12 protein-coding genes, 1 other RNA gene and 1 riboswitch are annotated in these 16,458 nt (G+C 49.2%); all 13 genes read left to right on the top strand.

Annotation, left to right across the window (positions count from 1 at the left end):
* Positions 1 to 222: 222 nt before the first annotated feature.
* The 13 genes from acsD to I2G42_RS01340 all read left to right on the top strand — a co-directional run bounded on the left by acsD (position 223) and on the right by I2G42_RS01340 (position 16,419).
* Positions 223 to 1,164: an acetyl-CoA decarbonylase/synthase complex subunit delta gene (gene acsD / locus I2G42_RS01400; protein WP_195530645.1), complete on the top strand. Its 942-nt coding sequence runs from the start codon at positions 223 to 225 to the stop codon at positions 1,162 to 1,164.
* A 37-nt stretch (positions 1,165 to 1,201) separates the two neighbouring features.
* The gene (acsC, locus tag I2G42_RS01395) at positions 1,202 to 2,557 is read left to right on the top strand and encodes an acetyl-CoA decarbonylase/synthase complex subunit gamma (RefSeq protein WP_022462425.1); all 1,356 of its coding nucleotides are present in this window, start codon (positions 1,202 to 1,204) and stop codon (positions 2,555 to 2,557) included.
* Between the two features lie 93 nt (positions 2,558 to 2,650).
* Positions 2,651 to 3,436, top strand: coding sequence for a carbon monoxide dehydrogenase/acetyl-CoA synthase methytransferase subunit (gene acsE, locus I2G42_RS01390; protein WP_022462424.1), 786 nt, complete (start codon positions 2,651 to 2,653; stop codon positions 3,434 to 3,436).
* 134 nt (positions 3,437 to 3,570) lie between these two features.
* Complete coding sequence (acsV, locus tag I2G42_RS01385) at positions 3,571 to 5,496, top strand: corrinoid activation/regeneration protein AcsV (RefSeq protein WP_055226449.1); 1,926 nt, start codon at positions 3,571 to 3,573, stop codon at positions 5,494 to 5,496.
* Positions 5,497 to 5,590: 94 nt separating this feature from the next.
* On the top strand, positions 5,591 to 6,262 hold the full coding sequence (locus I2G42_RS01380; RefSeq protein ID WP_055226447.1) for a DUF3786 domain-containing protein: 672 nt from the start codon (positions 5,591 to 5,593) through the stop codon (positions 6,260 to 6,262).
* 61 nt (positions 6,263 to 6,323) lie between these two features.
* The gene (locus tag I2G42_RS01375; protein ID WP_055226446.1) at positions 6,324 to 6,956 is read left to right on the top strand and encodes a cyclodeaminase/cyclohydrolase family protein; all 633 of its coding nucleotides are present in this window, start codon (positions 6,324 to 6,326) and stop codon (positions 6,954 to 6,956) included.
* An 87-nt stretch (positions 6,957 to 7,043) separates the two neighbouring features.
* Positions 7,044 to 7,895 carry a bifunctional 5,10-methylenetetrahydrofolate dehydrogenase/5,10-methenyltetrahydrofolate cyclohydrolase gene (locus tag I2G42_RS01370; RefSeq protein ID WP_022461835.1) on the top strand — a complete coding sequence of 284 codons (852 nt, stop codon included), beginning with the start codon at positions 7,044 to 7,046 and terminating at the stop codon, positions 7,893 to 7,895.
* Between the two features lie 171 nt (positions 7,896 to 8,066).
* Positions 8,067 to 9,536 carry a stage IV sporulation protein A gene (spoIVA, locus tag I2G42_RS01365; protein WP_022461834.1) on the top strand — a complete coding sequence of 490 codons (1,470 nt, stop codon included), beginning with the start codon at positions 8,067 to 8,069 and terminating at the stop codon, positions 9,534 to 9,536.
* Between the two features lie 104 nt (positions 9,537 to 9,640).
* A non-coding RNA gene (gene ssrS, locus I2G42_RS01360) (6S RNA) lies at positions 9,641 to 9,835 on the top strand.
* A gap of 70 nt (positions 9,836 to 9,905) precedes the next feature.
* Positions 9,906 to 10,949 (top strand): aldose epimerase family protein, encoded by a 1,044-nt coding sequence (locus tag I2G42_RS01355; protein ID WP_055226541.1) that lies wholly within the window; start codon positions 9,906 to 9,908, stop codon positions 10,947 to 10,949.
* Between the two features lie 575 nt (positions 10,950 to 11,524).
* A riboswitch (cobalamin riboswitch) is annotated at positions 11,525 to 11,725 on the bottom strand.
* Positions 11,726 to 11,826: 101 nt separating this feature from the next.
* The gene (locus I2G42_RS01350) at positions 11,827 to 13,266 is read left to right on the top strand and encodes a SpoIID/LytB domain-containing protein (protein ID WP_055226445.1); all 1,440 of its coding nucleotides are present in this window, start codon (positions 11,827 to 11,829) and stop codon (positions 13,264 to 13,266) included.
* Between the two features lie 78 nt (positions 13,267 to 13,344).
* Positions 13,345 to 14,322: a LacI family DNA-binding transcriptional regulator gene (locus I2G42_RS01345; protein ID WP_055226539.1), complete on the top strand. Its 978-nt coding sequence runs from the start codon at positions 13,345 to 13,347 to the stop codon at positions 14,320 to 14,322.
* Positions 14,323 to 14,574: 252 nt separating this feature from the next.
* Positions 14,575 to 16,419, top strand: coding sequence for an alpha-amylase family protein (locus I2G42_RS01340; RefSeq protein ID WP_195530644.1), 1,845 nt, complete (start codon positions 14,575 to 14,577; stop codon positions 16,417 to 16,419).
* The last annotated feature ends 39 nt before the right edge of the window (positions 16,420 to 16,458 follow it).

The raw sequence follows: 16,458 nt of genomic DNA, 5'->3' as shown, positions 1-16,458 counted from the left end.
AGGAAGCCCTTTCCGGCACATGCCGGCAGCTGTAAAGTGATTTTCTGGGAAAAAACGGCTGACGAAAAGAAAACGGATACTTTTTGTCAGAAAATCTTGGAAAATATCCTGGTAAATCTTGCATTCTCCGGGAAAAAACGTTAAAATAATAACAGGTGTGTCCATGAAGCGGAATCATGGAGATATACCTGCATGGAATTTATTTTTAAGGAGGCTTTTTTTATGCCGTTTAATCGCAAACCACAAAAGTTTAATGCAGCAATTAAATCCGTTGTAATCGGCAGCGGAGACAAAACCGTAACTCTTGGCGGAGAAAACGTATTACCATTCTATGCTTTCGATGGTGAAATCAAAAACGGACCGAAGGTCGGCGTTGAAATCACAGACCTTGGTATGGAAGGAGAACCGGAAAGCGTAAAAGCATACTATGAAGGTGCAGCTACCATGGGCGAGATTGCAAAAAAAGCAGCAGCTATGGAAGGTGCAGATTTCCTCTGCCTTCGTCTGGCAGGCGGAGACCCGAACGGTCTGAACAAATCGGTAGAAGAACTGATTGAGACAGTCAAAGAAGTTGCAGATGCCGTAGATGTACCGCTTGTTGTAGAAGGATGCAAAAACGTAGAGAAAGATTCTGAACTGCTGACCAAAGTAGCAGAGGTTCTGCAGGGAAGAAACGTTCTTGTTATGTCCGCAAGAGAAGAAGATTACAAGGCAGTTGGTGCAGCCGCAGGTCTGGCATATAGCCAGAAAGTCGGCGCTGAGTCCGCTGTAGATATCAACCTTGCAAAACAGCTGAATGTTGTTATGACACAGCTTGGTGTTAACGCAGACAGCATTGTTATGAACGTAGGTTCTGCAGCAGTCGGATACGGATACGAGTACGTAGTATCTACACTGGACCGTATCAAAGCAGCAGCATTATCCCAGGACGATAAAATGCTGCAGATGCCAATTATTACTCCAATCGCTTCTGAGACATGGAATGTAAAAGAGGCAATGGCGACAGAAGAGGAATCTCCGGAATGGGGAAGTCAGGAAGTACGAGGAATCTCTATGGAGATTCAGACAGCAGCCGCATCTCTGGCTTCTGGTTCTGATGCAGTTATCCTCAAACATCCACAGTCTGTTGCAACCATTTCCAAAATGATTCAGGAACTGATGTAATCAGTACGTAAGGAAGAGATTAGGAGGATAAAGAATTATGGCATTATCAGGTATTCAGATTTTTAAAATGACCCCAAAGAAAAACTGTAAAGAGTGCGGATGTCCGACCTGTATGGCATTCTCCATGAAGGTTGCACAGGGCGCTATGGATATTTCAGCGTGCCCATATATGTCTGACGACGCTATGGCACAGCTTTCCGAAGCTACCGCACCGCCAATGAAGACGATCAAAGTCGGAACCGGCGACAGTGAGTACACTCTTGGCGGAGAGACGGTCCTCTATCGTCATGAGAAAACATTTGTAAGCAAAACCCGTTATGCGGTATCTCTCTGCAGCTGCATGTCTGACGAAGAGATCGATGCAAAACTGGAAGAAGACAAAAAAGTTGATTACGACCGTATCGGTGAGCGTATGTGCGCAGAGATGCTGTATGTAAACTATGCCGGAAATGGCGTAGACAAATACGTATCTCTTGTAACGAAAGCAGCAGCAACCGGAAAAGTTCTGGTACTTGGCTGTGAGGACGCAGACGCTGCAAAAGCTGCTCTGGAAGTATGCAAAGCAGGCAAACCGATCCTGAATGGTGCAAATGCATCCAACTATGAAGAGATGAGCAAACTTGCCACAGAGGCAGGCGTTGTTCTCGGCGTTAGCGGCGCAAACATTGATGAGCTTCACGACACCGTAGAAGCAATCGAGAAACTCGGCAACAAGAACCTTGTTCTTGATACCACAGAAGCGACCATCAAAGAGACCTTCGCTACTACCGTACAGGTAAGACGTGCATCCTTAAAGGATACAGACCGTACCTTCGGTTATCCGTCTATTGTAAATCTGGCAAAAATCGCACAGGGCGACAGATATATGCAGCAGGCACTGCTTTCCCTGTTCACCATGAAATACGGTTCCATCATCGTTCTTGAGGAGATGGGATACGCAGAGGCACTTCCGGTATTCGGACTTCGCCAGAACGTATTTACCGATCCGCAGAAACCGATGAAAGTAGAGCCGGGCATCTACCCGCTGAACGGCGCAGACGAAAATTCGATCTGCCTGACCACAGTAGACTTTGCTCTGACCTATTTCCTGGTATCCGGAGAGCTCGAGAGATCCGGAGTTCCGGTCAACCTTGTAATCAACGACGCCGGCGGACTTTCCGTACTGACATCCTGGGCAGCAGGTAAATTCTCCGGTAACTCTATCTCCAAGTTCTTCAAAGAGAATGTAGAAGATAAAGTAAAATCCAGAAAAGTTATTATTCCTGGTAAAGTAGCCGTATTAAAGGGCGACATTGAGTCCAAACTTCCTGGATGGGAAGTAATCGTTGCTCCGCTTGAGGCAGTTCAGCTTGTGAAATTCATGAAAGATCTGCAGGCAAACGGAGAACTGTAATACATAAAAAATCCGGGAGGAACTCCGGTATCCGGAAGTTTCTCCCGTGAAAAAATAATTATGGGGGATTCCCAAAAGAAAAGGAGAAGAGATATGGCAAAATTTGTAACCATCGGCGAAAGACTTTCTGTTACAGCTCCTACTGTAAACAAAGCATTCGCAGCAAGAGATGAAGAGCCAATTTTAAAGAGAGCAAAACAGCAGCTGGATGCTGGTGCCGTTTACCTTGATGTAAACATCGGACCGGCTGAGAATGATGGAGAGGATATCATGAAATGGGCTGTTGAGCTGCTGCAGAGCAATTTTGACAATGTTCCGCTGGCTCTGGATACATCCAACAAAAAAGCAATTGAGGCTGGTATCTCTGTATACAACCGTTCCAAAGGAAAACCGATCGTAAACTCTGCAGATGCTGCAGGAAGAATCGAGTACGTTGACCTTGCGGCTGCAAACGATGCAATCGTTATTGCACTTTGCAACGGCGAAGGAATTGCAAAAGACAACGACGAGCGTATGATGTACTGCCAGACCCTTCTGGAAAGAGGTATGGAGCATGGCATGGAGCCGACAGATCTGTGGTTTGACCCGCTGTTCCTGGTTGTAAAAGGAATGCAGGATAAACAGATGGAAGTTCTTGAGTGCATCAAGATGTTCAGCGATATGGGACTGAATTCTACCGGCGGACTTTCCAACAACTCCAACGGTATGCCGAAAAACATCCGTCCGATCATGGATTCCGCACTTGTAGCTATGGCTATGATGCAGGGTCTGACCAGCGCCATCGTTAACCCGAATGACCTGAGACTGATGGAGACCATTAAATCCTGTGACGTATTCAAAGGCAACACTCTGTATGCAGATTCTTATCTGGAGCTTTAATCTTTAAATCTCGCAGGTTTTCCCCTGATGGTGCCGCAGCGTTTGCGAAAACCTGAGGCACCATCAGGGGTTTTTCTATCTAAAAGCGGAAAAAAAACAGCGGAGAATATATACGACTGGGGGATTTACAGATTATGGCAAAAGTAACCTTTCGATTTGAAGAGGGAGAACCGGTAGTCACCTACGCAACCGAGGGTGAGCGCCTTCTTGAAGTAGCGCAGAAGAGCAATGTGCCGATCGATGCACCGTGTTCCGGAAACGCATCGTGCGGTAAATGCCGCGTTCGTCTTGTGAGCGGTGAGCTGGATTCCAAAATAACCCGCCATATTTCTGAGGAAGAATATCAGAATGGCTGGAGACTGGCGTGCGTCAGCACCATCAGGGGCGATGTTGAAGTGGAAGTGCCGGACATTGCATCCGCTTACCGGAGCCGCATGAAAGTGGCAGACCTTAGTTCACCGAGTGAAATTGCAATTTTTGAAGATACGAAAAAGAAAATTACAGACGCCGGCCTGGAGCTGAAAAACAGCATGCAGGTGATCAAAATCTCAATGGAAGAGCCATCTCTGGATGATACGATGCCGGATAACGAGAGAGTAACCTGGGCTGTACAGGCAGCGACGGGGCTTGAACGGGTACGGATTCCGTACTCTGTACTGAAAAAAATGCCGGATGTCCTTCGGGAATCCCATTTTCAGGCACAGTGTGTCGTCCGGGTTACGGCAAATGACGTCTTTTTATACGATATGCTTCCAATGGAAGCAAAAGCAGTGGTCGGTGGTCTCGTTGTCGACATCGGAACAACGACAGTTTCTGCACTGATCGTGGATATGCTGAGCGGAGAAATCCTGGCAAAAGCCTCTTCCGGAAACGGACAGATCCGGTATGGTGCGGATGTTATCAACCGTATCATTGAATCCCAGAAACCGGGAGGCCATGAAAGACTGCAGAATGCAATCATCAAAGAAACCTTAAACCCGATGATTTCCAACATGTGCCGCGCAGCGAAAATCAGCAGTCAGCAGATTTACCGTGCGGCGATTGCCGGAAACACTACCATGGAGCATCTGATGATGGGCATCAATGCAGATCCGCTTCGGATGGAGCCATATATTCCGGCCTTCTTTAAGACAAACTCACTGTTTGCATCGGATGTCAATCTTGCGATTCATCCGGACGCCCATATCATTCTGGCACCGAACATCGGAAGCTATGTGGGCGGAGATATTACTGCCGGCGCGTTGGTCAGCATGATCTGGAACCGGCCGGAGATGAGTCTTTTTATTGACCTTGGTACCAATGGCGAGCTTGCATTTGGAAACTCTGACTTTATGGTAAGCTGTGCCTGCTCGGCTGGACCGGCCTTTGAGGGCGGCGATATCAGCTGCGGCATGCGTGCGACCGACGGTGCGATTGAAAAATGTACGATCGATCCGGAGACGATGGAACCTTCGTACCATGTTATCGGAGATGAGGGAACGAAGCCGATTGGTCTTTGCGGTTCCGGAATCATCGATGTGATTGCGGCGCTGTTCCGCGCGAAGATGGTCAATCCGAAGGGTAAATTTATCCGTGAGGGAAAACGGATCCGCCACGACAAATATGGCATGGGAAGCTATGTCATTGCGTTTGAGGAGGAGGCTGGAAGTGTCCGCGATGTTGAGATTACCGAGGTCGATATCGACAACTTTATCCGCGCCAAAGGCGCGATTTTCTCAGCGATCCGTACGATGCTGAACTATCTGGATATGGATGTTTCCATGATCGAGGAGGTTTACGTAGCGGGCGGTATCGGAAGCGGCATCAACATGAAAAATGCCGTTACCATCGGTATGTTCCCGGACATCCCGCTGGAAAAATTCCATTACATCGGCAACTCTTCCCTGACTGGTGCGTACTCAATGCTTTTATCGACAGCAGCAGAGAAGAAAACGTATGAGGTTGCCCGGAACATGACATATCTGGAACTCTCTACGGTACCAACCTATATGGATGAATTTGTAGCGGCGTGCTTCCTGCCGCACACAGACACGACGATGTTCCCGTCTGTGGAAGCATAAAACGGAAGCAGAACTTTCTGTTACGATTCAAGGTGAAACACATGTGGTTTTGCTTTGAATTGTGGCGAACCTTTTTGAGAGGAATTGGATTTACATGGCAGTAGACTTAAATTACGAAAAAGACAGCAAAGAGCGTATTCCGTATGAGCATTATCTGGAAGTGTATCAGAATGCAGATCCAAAAGAGATTTCCAGCCGGTGCGACGTTCCGTATGATGCGGAAAAACAGGAGTTTACCGTTTCCCTGATGGGTGTTTCCTACCGGATTTCGTGGCCGGAGTACAACGTATTTCATATTGGAGATGATGGAAGTGTTTCGCCGATAATTGGCTGGTATCCACTCGAGAAAAAACCGAATGCAAAAATTTTGGTATTGCGTTATCTGACAGAGGGCGGAGCTGCTCCGTCTACCGGAAAATTTTTGACGTACCGGGAGATTCCGTGGGGAGAAGTTTATTTTAAACAGTTCCAGGGAAGATGTCTGTTCCGTCTTGCGTTTGGCTTTGGCGGAAAGCTGGATGCATTCCGTGAGATCATGGAACGTGTCGGCGCTCAGGCGATTTCATCCGGTGATGTCGGATATGAGCTGGAGTTTATGAAAGGGCTTTTTGTACGACTGATTTTATGGGCAGGAGATGATGAGTTTCCGCCGTCCGCGCAGATCCTCTTTTCGGACAATTTCCCGGCTGCATTTACGCAGGGAGAGGATATGGCGGTTGTGGGAGATGTCACAATTGATATGCTGAAGGCTCTGGCTGCAAAATAGTTATGGTTTGAGGCCATCAGGATGGCTTCTGGATCGAAAAAAATAAGCGGAGGAAAATAACATGGGATTTTCAACAGTACCTTGCAATGAGTTTGTAGAAGTGCTCGGTTCCAAAGCACCGGTTCCGGGCGGCGGCGGAGCTTCTGCACTGGTTGGCGCTGTCGGCACAGCACTTGGCAACATGGTTGGTGCGCTGACAGTAGGTAAAAAGAAATATGCGGATGTCGAAGAGGAAATGAAAGAGCTGATGGCGAAAGCAACCACGCTTCAGGACGAACTGCTTCACCTGATCGAGCGCGATGCAGAAGTGTTTGAACCGCTCTCCAAAGCATACGGCATGCCGCGCGAGACAGAGGAGGAGAAGGCAGAAAAAGCAAGAGTCATGGAGATTGTGCTGAAGGATGCCTGCTCTGTTCCAATGGAAATTATGGAAAAATGCTGCGAAGCAATCGACCTGATCGTAGAATTTGCAGCAAAAGGTTCTGCACTTGCGATCAGTGACGCAGGTGTTGGCGCAGCATTCTGCAAAGCAGCCTTAGAGGGTGCTTCCCTGAATGTATATATCAACACGAAATCCATGAAAAACCGGGAATACGCAGAAGAGCTGAACAAAAAATGCGATGAGATGCTTGCGGTTTATACCGTAAAAGCAGACGAAATTTTCCAGAACGTACTGGGAAGACTGAAAGCCTGAAAACAAACGGCCAGAGAAGCTTCCCGGCAGCAAGCGGGTTGCAAAAGGAGTTCTCTTTGACCGAAAAGAAAAGCGGAGGATAAAAAAATGGCAAAACAGTTATTAGGAAAAGAAGTAACAGCAGCATTAAATGAGAAGATCAAAGCAAATGTAGCAGAGCTGGAAGCAAAAGGAGTGAAACCGACTCTCGGAATCATCCGTGTCGGAGAGAGAGAGGATGACCTTTCCTACGAAAGAGGAGCAACCAAACGCTGTGAGACCTTAGGCGTTGCATACGAGAAATTCCTTCTTCCGGCAGACGTTACCCAGGAAGAGCTGATGGCTACCATCGACAAAGTAAACAAAGATGATTCTATCCATGGCGTTCTGATTTTCCGTCCGCTTCCGAAACATCTCGATGAGGCAGCAGTCATCAAAGCACTCTCCCCGGAGAAGGACGTAGACGGTATCACAGACGGTTCCATGGTAGGCGTATTCGCCGGAACAAAACAGGGCTTCCCGCCATGTACTCCGCAGGCCTGCATGGAGATCCTCGACCACTACGGTATCGACTGCACCGGCAAAAAAGCTGTTGTTGTAGGCCGCAGCCTCGTTGTAGGAAAACCGGCCGCCATGATGCTGTTAAAGAAAAATGCAACCGTAACCATCTGCCATACCAGAACGAAAGACATGCCGTCTGTAGTCAAAGAGGCAGATATCGTGATCGTAGCAGCAGGCCGTGCAGGTGTTGTGGATGATACTTACTTGCGTGCAGGCCAGACCGTTATTGATGTCGGAATCAACGTAAACGAAGAAGGAAAACTCTGCGGAGACGTTGCATACGCAAAAGCTGAGCCGATCGTTGAGGCAATCACACCGGTTCCGGGCGGCGTAGGATCCGTTACCACATCTGTTCTGGTCGGCCATGTGGTAGAGGCTGCCATGAGAAAAAACAGCTGATCATAGGCTGAAGATAAGAATGTGACAGAAAAAAGGCACTGTGCGTCCGAAAAAAGGGCGGCGGTGCCTTTTTTGCGTGCGCGGCAGTGCAGTTTTGGTGATAGGAGAGGGGGCCGGCTCATAGAATATAACAGTACATAGCAACAAAGATCAAAAGGGGGACAACAGCGCATGGATGCATATTCAGTATACCGCGATATTCAGAAACGAACGAAGGGCCAGTTCCTGATCGGAGTGGTGGGGCCTGTACGGACGGGAAAGTCCACCCTGATCCGCCGTTTCCTGGAGGTGCTGGCACTGCCGTATCTTTCGGAAAAGGAACAGGCGGAGGTACGGGATGCCCTGCCTTTAAGCGGGGAGGGAAAGACGATCACAACGGTGGAGCCGAAATTTGTGCCGAAAGACGCCGTGGAGCTGCAGCTTGGGGAGGGCGATCCGATCCGGCTGCGACTGATCGACTGCGTCGGCTTTCTGGTGCCGGACGCGGCGGGAAATCTGGAAAATGAGAAGGAGCGGATGGTGAAAACACCGTGGTCCGAGCAGGCGATTCCGTTCCGGGAGGCGGCGGAGATCGGTACGAAGAAGGTGATCGCAGAACATTCCACGATCGGTCTTATGGTGACGTGCGACGGATCGTTCGGCGAGCTGCCGCGGGAAAATTTTCTGCAGGCGGAGGAACGGACCGTTGCGGAGCTCAAAAAGCAGGGAAAGCCCTTCCTGATTCTTGTGAATGCGAAAAAACCGTACCGGGAGGAGACACAGCGGCAGGTAAAGGAGCTTGAAACAAAATTCGGCGTGGCAGCGATGGCGGTGAACTGCGACCAGCTCCGCAAAGAAGATATTCTGCATATGCTCGAAAAGGTGCTGTATGAGTTCCCGCTTCAGCAGATGGAATTTTATATTCCCAAATGGGTGGAGCTTCTTGCCGATGACCATCCGCTGAAGGCAGAGCTGCTGCAGAAGATCCGTGAGATGTGCAGGGAAAAGACGCGCCTGAAGGATGCAGTGGGCGGAAAAACAGCGATTGCCAGTCAGTATGTCAGCCAGACACTGCTGCAGTCGATGGATCTTGCGAGTGGTACGGTGAAGGTGCGGATTGAGGTGAAAGAGCAGTATTATTATGAAATGCTGAGTGTACTTGCCGGCGTGGAGATCAAAGGCGAGTATGATCTGGTGCAGACGATCCGCGAGCTGTCGGCACAGCGGGAAGAGTACCGCAAGGTAGAGGACGCGATTCATGCAGTGCGCGGATGCGGCTACGGCGTCGTGATTCCGGGGAGGGAGGAGATTCAGCTGGAGGAGCCAGCCGTGATCCATCAGGGAAACAAATACGGCGTGAAAATTAAATCGGTGAGCCCGTCGATTCATATGATCAAGGCCAACATCGAGACGGAGATTGCGCCGATCGTCGGAAGTGAGCAGCAGGCGGAGGATCTGATCGCCTATATCAAAGAGAGCGCAAAGAGCCCGGAGGGAATCTGGAATACCAACATTTTCGGCAAATCCGTCGAGCAGCTCGTTGACGACGGCATCCGCAGCAAAATCGCCCAGATCACCGAGGACGGCCAGGCAAAACTCCAGGATTCCATGCAGAAAATTGTCAACGACAGCCGGGGCGGAATGGTGTGTATTATCATTTAATACAAAAGCTGTTCGAATATTTTTGAGTAATTGTGCAATAATACTTGAAAAGCGAACCAAAATAGCGTATAATCCGAATTGTGAAAAGAAAAGAAGAAAAATGTAACTTCCTGGAATGTTCGATGATCTCATTATTTTGAACCTACATTTACTTTAAACGGGAGGCTTATTATTGTCATGTGGATGTCAGGCCACCCTGGAAACAGACGTCAGTGGAAGGCAGAAATGATGACTGCGGCTACCCACCTAGCTTGCGTTGCTAGGAGTCAAAGTATGGGAAACGGCATTCCGGGGTTACAAAAGAGAAAAAAGAGAATCATGAAAATGGTTCTCTTTTATACGTTACATACAACCAAAAGGAGAAGGAACATGAAAAAACAGGGTTTTGGAACAACAAAAGACGGAAAAGAAGCATTGCTCTACACGCTCTCCAATAAAAACGGAATGGAAATCAGTGTAACCGATTACGGCGCACATCTGGTATCGGTTCTCGTTCCGGATAAGGATGGAAAGAAGAGAGACGTTGTCCTTGGATTTGACTCCGTAACCGGCTATGAGACCGACGGAAGCCATTTTGGAGCCACCATCGGAAGAAACGGAAACCGTATCGCGGGAGCAGCATTTGAACTGCACGGAAAAACATACCAGCTGGCAAAAAATGAGAACAACAACAACCTGCACAGCGGCCCGGACGGATACGATTACCGCCTCTGGAATGTAGAAGAGGCGGATGACAGCGCCGTTACCTTCGTTCTGATGAGCCCGGACGGAGACCAGGGATTCCCGGGAAACTTTGAAGTGTCCGTTACGTATACCCTGACCGATGAGAACGCCGTAGAAATCCACTATGAGGGAAGCTGCGATCAGGATACCGTTGTCAACATGACAAACCACAGCTACTTCAACCTGGCAGGCCACGATGCCGGATCTATTGAGAACCAGACACTTGTCTTAAAAGCGGAGCAGTTCAGCCCGGTGATCGATTCTGCATCCATCCCGACCGGCGAGCATGCACCGGTACAGGGAACCCCGATGGATTTCACCAGAGAGAAAGCAATCGGAGCAGAGATCGAAGCAGATTTCGAACAGCTCAAACTGACCGGCGGCTACGACCACAACTTTATCCTGGACAAGGCTGTCGAGGGAAGCATTGAGCTGATGGCAGTCGCATCCTGCAAAGAGAGCGGCATCACCATGGAAGCCTTCACGGATCTGCCATGCGTTCAGTTCTACGCCGGAAACTTCATTGCTCCGGTTACCGGAAAGAATGGGGTATTCTATGACAAACGCAACGGCTTCTGCCTGGAATCTCAGTATGTGCCGAATGCCATCAACCAGGAGGGTGAGGAGAAACCGATCCTCGAGGCAGGCGATACTTACGACACCACAACCGTATACAAATTCATTTTCTAAGATCCTATTTTATAGCAATCCTCGAAAATAATGCAAAAAATTCAGCACCGCAGAGCGTGAATTACTGCGTCACAGATTTTCGTCGTACCTCGGTACGCCTTCAAATCTGTTCCTTGCAATTCGCGCTCTGCAGCACTGCCTTTTTTGCATTATTTTCGGGTCTTGCTATAGAAACAGCATAAAAAAGCTCCCTTCCTGCAGCGTCCTGTGAAAACAGGAGCGCAGGCGGGGAGCCTTTTTATGGGAAAATATGCAGAAAACGAATTCTGAAAAAACAGAAAAAGAAAAGACCCTGTTTTCGAATCCAACAGAATCTTACCAGTTATGTCATATTCTTTTCAGAGGTGGGTAACCGCTTCGCCATCTGAATCAACCTGCAAGCGGAATAGCAGACACCTTTAAGCGGAGGATGGCGCCTGACTAAGAACAGGCGAAACCAGAATCTGAAACGGTTTACCCGGCCGTTTAATGCAATGCATAAATCTCGCTCGAAGGTTTCTAAAAATCTAATCGAAAATTTTCAGACATTCCATATCCCATAATAGTCTTTGAATGGAAGCTTTCATCGGAAGCATCAACCCTATGCATACAGAGCAGGTTTCCTGACTTACAGATCATCGTTCCACATTCCTTCTCATATGTTGCGGACATACAATGGATTTGTTATGCTTCACTCCCTGATTACAGTGACCGGATCGCCCAGGAATCTCACCTGAATTCCCTCTCTCACCAAAAGACGGATCTTCTTTTGATGCACTCTGGATGTTGATATGAAATTTATACACAACCGTACTATATACCATAGGGCGGTATTTGTCAAGGAAAAATCGCAAAAAGAAAAGGAATCGGACAAAAAGCCGTGTGCATAGAATGAGATATGAAGAGAAAAAATGATAAATTGGAATTGATACTGTTAGGAGTGGGGATTCTCCTGCTGCTGTTATTGTTTGTTGTGAAGCGCCGTCTGGATGCGCCGGAAGAGACAGCGACAGCAGAAAGCAGGACGGAGACGATGGAAGGCAAAAAGCAGGAGGAGACGATACAGAACATGGAACAGGAAAACGCGGCTTTTCTGAACAGTAAAAAGGAAGAACAAAAAGAAACAACGGCAGCCGGACCGGTACAGATCCGTGTCCTTCTGACGGACTGCGGAAAGCTGGGATACGCACAGAAACAGGTGTCCCTGCGTGGAAACGCAAGCCTTTCCATGAACGACGGCGCATACATAGCTTCCCCGCAGGAGACGATCTGTGTGACGGAACAGGAATGCGGGGAAGTTGTGCATGTGGTGCCGGCCGATGAGACGGCGGGAACGGCGGTTTCCCTTACGGGAAAGCCGGAGGACGAGACGGTTTATCCGGGAAGTTTTGTCATCTATAAAAGCGAAGAGGGACTTCTCGTTGTAAATGAACTTGATCTGGAAATGTATCTTCGGTATGTCGTGCCGAGTGAGATGCCGTCCTCCTATGAAAAGGAGGCATTAAAAGCACAGGCGGTCTGTGCGAGAACGTATGCGTGTGCCAGGATTCGTGAAAAAACGTGGGAGAACTACCACGCGGATGTAGACGACAGCGTGGAAAGCCAGGTCTACCACAATATGGAAGCGCAGCCGGAGACAGACGCTGCGGTGGCGGAGACAGAAGGAAAAATCATCACCTGCGGCGGGGAACCAATTCAGGCGTATTTTTTCTCAACCTCCTGCGGGAAGACGAGTACGGATGAAGTGTGGAATACGGCGGAGACGGCAGAATATCTGAAGAGCGTGACGGTAGGCGGGGAGAAGCAGGAACCGGAGACGGAGGAGGCGTTTGCATCGTTTATCACCAAAAGGGACAGCACAAGTCTGGAAGTGGAGGACGGCTGGTACCGCTGGCAGGTGACGATTCCGGCGGATGTGCTGTCAGAACGGGCAGCGGATCAGAAAATCGGGGAGATCACGGGGATTGAGGTGCGGCGGCGGTCAGAGGGAGGTGCGGCAGAAACCGTCCTTATCGAGGGGGAAAAAGGATCCATGGAAATCGAGGGAGAGTATCAGATCCGAAAGTTCCTCTCGGCGAAAGGCTGGCCGATTCAGAAAAATGACGGAACTGTAAGCTGTGAGATGGAGCTGCTTCCGAGTGCCTGCTTTATCGTGGTTCCGGAAAAAGAAGGGGAAACGGCTGTCTCCTTTACATTTTACGGCGGCGGCTACGGCCACGGCGTCGGCATGTCACAGAACGGTGCGAAACATCTGGCAGAGCAGGGAAAATCGTATGAGGAGATTCTCCGCTATTTTTACCAGAACATTGAAATCGGCGACTGCCGTTCCCTTTTTTAAAAAAATCACCGAAAACAGATTTTTTGTGCTATAATGGGCGAAAGTGAAAAACAGTTAGAAAATGACGAGGAGAGAAACATGGCGACAATCAAGGACATAGCGGCACGCGCCGGCGTTACGGCGACGACGGTTTCCCGCGTGATCAACAACCGCGGATACATCAGTGAAGAGACAAGAAAAAAAGTAACGCAGGCGATGCAGGAGATGAATTACCAGCCGAATGAGCTGGCGCGTTCCCTGGCAAAAGCGCATTCCAATACGATCGGGGTTATCGTTCCGCACATCTCGCACCCGTTTTTCAGTAAAATGATCAGTGCACTCGAGAGCGCGGCGGCAAAGCGGGGCTACAAGATTCTGCTCTGCAACTCGAAAGATCAGCCGGAGAAAGAAACCGAATATCTCGATATGTTCATCTCCAACCGTGTAACCGGCGTTGTGATGGCAAGCCGCGATGTGCAGATTGAAAAGTTTCATGATCTGAAAATTCCGATCGTCAATTTCGAGCGAGAGGAAAATACGGAGGCCATTACGATCCAGTGTGACAACGAGCAGGGAGGAGCGCTTGCAGCATCGCATCTTGCGGACTGCGGCTGCCGCCATCTGCTTCATTTCGGCGGAATCGTCGGAAGAGATATGCCGGCGGACCGGCGTGCGGATGGATTCCTGCGTGTCTGCCGGGAGCGGGGGATTGAAGGGGAAGTTCTTTTGAGTGACCGCTTAAGCTACGGCTCCATGCACTATGAATCCTATATTGAAAAGGGCCTTCTGGAGCACCCGGAGACGGACGGCATTTTTGCAAGCAGTGACCTGATTGCCGCACAGGTACTCCAGCGCCTTTACGCCATGGGAAAACGGGTGCCGGAGGATATTAAAGTTGTTGGGTTTGATGACACTGTGATCGCCGGGATTACCACGCCTTCCATCACGACGATTCATCAGCCGATTGAGGAAATGTCGGAGCTTTCCATTGCGTATATCGACCGGAGAAGAAAGGGAGAGATGGTGCCGAATGTGACGACCATGCCGGTGAGCCTTGTGGTGCGCGATTCGGCGTGAAACAAAAACGAAAAGAAAACTCTGCGGAAAAAAGAAACCGCGGAGTTTTTTTCTGCCCTGCGGTAAACGATAGACAGAAAAATAGCAAAAAAGACAAAGAAGAAGCCGGAAATTTGTTGAAAAATATGGTATGTAAACGGTTGACATATAATTCACACAACGGTATACTGCAAGAGAAGAAACGTAACACAGAATTACCGTTACCGGAATGATGTGACAAAATAAAGAATAAGATAAAGGAGAATAAACAACATGACAGTGGAATATCAGAGAAGACTCGAAAAACACTACGACGAGCTGAAATGGCTCTACTGTGAGCTGTATCCAAACGGCCAGGGACGCTTTGAGGAACTCTGTGCAGCCATGGAGCAGTGGTACAAAGAGCGGAATAAAAAATGGAAAGCGCTGGATCGGAAAAGAGAAAAACAGAAAGACTGGTACAAGAGCCAGAAAATGCTCGGTATGATGCTGTACATCGACGCATTCGCAGATAACATCAGCGGCCTTGAGAAAAAACTGGATTATTTAAAAGAGTGCAACGTCAACTACCTGCATCTGATGCCGTTCCTTGCAACGCCGAAGGGAAAAAGCGACGGCGGCTATGCGGTTGCCGATTACCGCACGGTACAGCCGTCCCTTGGAACGATGGAGGATCTGGCTGCACTCTCTGAAAAATGCCACGACCAGGGCATGAGTCTCTGCATGGATTTCGTTATGAACCACACTTCCGAGGATCATGAATGGGCCAGACGTGCACTTGCCGGAGAAAAAGAGTATCAGGACCGTTACTTCTTTTTCGATAACTACGACATTCCGTCCGAATATGAGAAAACCTGCCCGCAGGTATTCCCGACAACGGCACCGGGCAACTTTACCTGGAGAGAGGACTGTCACAAATTTGTCATGACAACATTCTACCCATACCAGTGGGATCTGAACTATGCGAACCCGGTTGTCTTCAATGAGATGGTCAACAACATGCTCTATCTCGTCAACCAGGGAATCGATATCGTCCGCATCGATGCCGTTCCATACATCTGGAAACAGCTCGGCACCACCTGCCGTAACCTGCCGCAGGTACATACCATTGTCCGCATGATGCGTATGATCACCGAGATCGTCTGCCCGGGCGTTCTGCTGCTCGGCGAGGTTGTCATGGAGCCGGAAAAGGTTGTTCCGTACTTCGGAACTCTGGAAAAACCGGAGTGCCATATGCTGTACAACGTAACGACGATGGCATCCACCTGGCACACCATTGCAACGGCAGATACCCGCCTGCTGAAACATCAGATGGATATTGTGACGAGACTGCCGAAGGACTATGTCTTCCTGAACTATCTGAGATGCCACGATGATATCGGCTGGGGCCTCGATTACGAATGGCTGAAACAGTTCGGCATCGCCGAGGCACCGCATAAAAAATATCTGAATGATTACTTCCGCGGCTATGTGGAGGGAAGCGATGCAAGAGGAGAGCTCTACAACGACGATCCTGTTCTGCAGGATGCGCGTCTCTGCGGAACGACGGCTTCTCTCTGCGGTCTTGAGGCGGCAGGCTTTGAGCAGAATGAAGAGAAGACGGCACAGGCCATCCAGAGAATCGAAATGCTGAATGCATACCTCTTCATCCAGTCCGGTATTCCGGTCATCTACAGCGGTGACGAGATCGGCCAGGTCAACGATTACTCCTACAAGGAGAGCGAGGACTACGACCGCAGATCCGACAGCCGTTATATTCACCGCGGCCACTTCCGCTGGGATCTGGAACCGGAGAAGGATAAAAAAGGAACGGTACAGAATCGGATTTTTGCTTCGATGAAGAAGATGGAAGAGCTCAAATTCAAATATCGTCCGTTTGATGGGGAGGCGGATGTCTGGACCGAGGAAACGTACGATACCGCACTTCTCTGCGTCTGCAGAAAATCCGGCAATGAGATGGTGACGGGAATCTTCAACTTCAGCAACGAGGACCGTACCGCATGGATCGATATGGGAGAGTTCACCTGGAAGGATCTGTTTACCGGCGAAAAACGCGTTCTGCGCGGTGTTCCGGTTCCAGCCCGCGGTTACGCATGGTATTACCGCAAATGGGATTGAAATCCCTTGCGAAGGAAAGAAAAGTATGATATGCTTTGT

This window comes from Fusicatenibacter saccharivorans, from assembly GCF_015557635.1.
GTDB classification, from domain to species: Bacteria; Bacillota; Clostridia; order Lachnospirales; family Lachnospiraceae; genus Fusicatenibacter; species Fusicatenibacter saccharivorans.
This window is presented reverse-complemented; position numbering and strand designations above follow the sequence as displayed.

Coding starts and splice junctions, on each gene's coding strand:
- I2G42_RS01345 (WP_055226539.1), top strand. CDS start 13,345: ATGGCGACAATCAAGGACATAGCGGCACGCGCCGGCGTTACGGCGACG.
- acsC (WP_022462425.1), top strand. CDS start 1,202: ATGGCATTATCAGGTATTCAGATTTTTAAAATGACCCCAAAGAAAAAC.
- I2G42_RS01350 (WP_055226445.1), top strand. CDS start 11,827: ATGAAGAGAAAAAATGATAAATTGGAATTGATACTGTTAGGAGTGGGG.
- I2G42_RS01355 (WP_055226541.1), top strand. CDS start 9,906: ATGAAAAAACAGGGTTTTGGAACAACAAAAGACGGAAAAGAAGCATTG.
- I2G42_RS01375 (WP_055226446.1), top strand. CDS start 6,324: ATGGGATTTTCAACAGTACCTTGCAATGAGTTTGTAGAAGTGCTCGGT.
- I2G42_RS01370 (WP_022461835.1), top strand. CDS start 7,044: ATGGCAAAACAGTTATTAGGAAAAGAAGTAACAGCAGCATTAAATGAG.
- I2G42_RS01380 (WP_055226447.1), top strand. CDS start 5,591: ATGGCAGTAGACTTAAATTACGAAAAAGACAGCAAAGAGCGTATTCCG.
- spoIVA (WP_022461834.1), top strand. CDS start 8,067: ATGGATGCATATTCAGTATACCGCGATATTCAGAAACGAACGAAGGGC.
- acsV (WP_055226449.1), top strand. CDS start 3,571: ATGGCAAAAGTAACCTTTCGATTTGAAGAGGGAGAACCGGTAGTCACC.
- acsE (WP_022462424.1), top strand. CDS start 2,651: ATGGCAAAATTTGTAACCATCGGCGAAAGACTTTCTGTTACAGCTCCT.
- acsD (WP_195530645.1), top strand. CDS start 223: ATGCCGTTTAATCGCAAACCACAAAAGTTTAATGCAGCAATTAAATCC.
- I2G42_RS01340 (WP_195530644.1), top strand. CDS start 14,575: ATGACAGTGGAATATCAGAGAAGACTCGAAAAACACTACGACGAGCTG.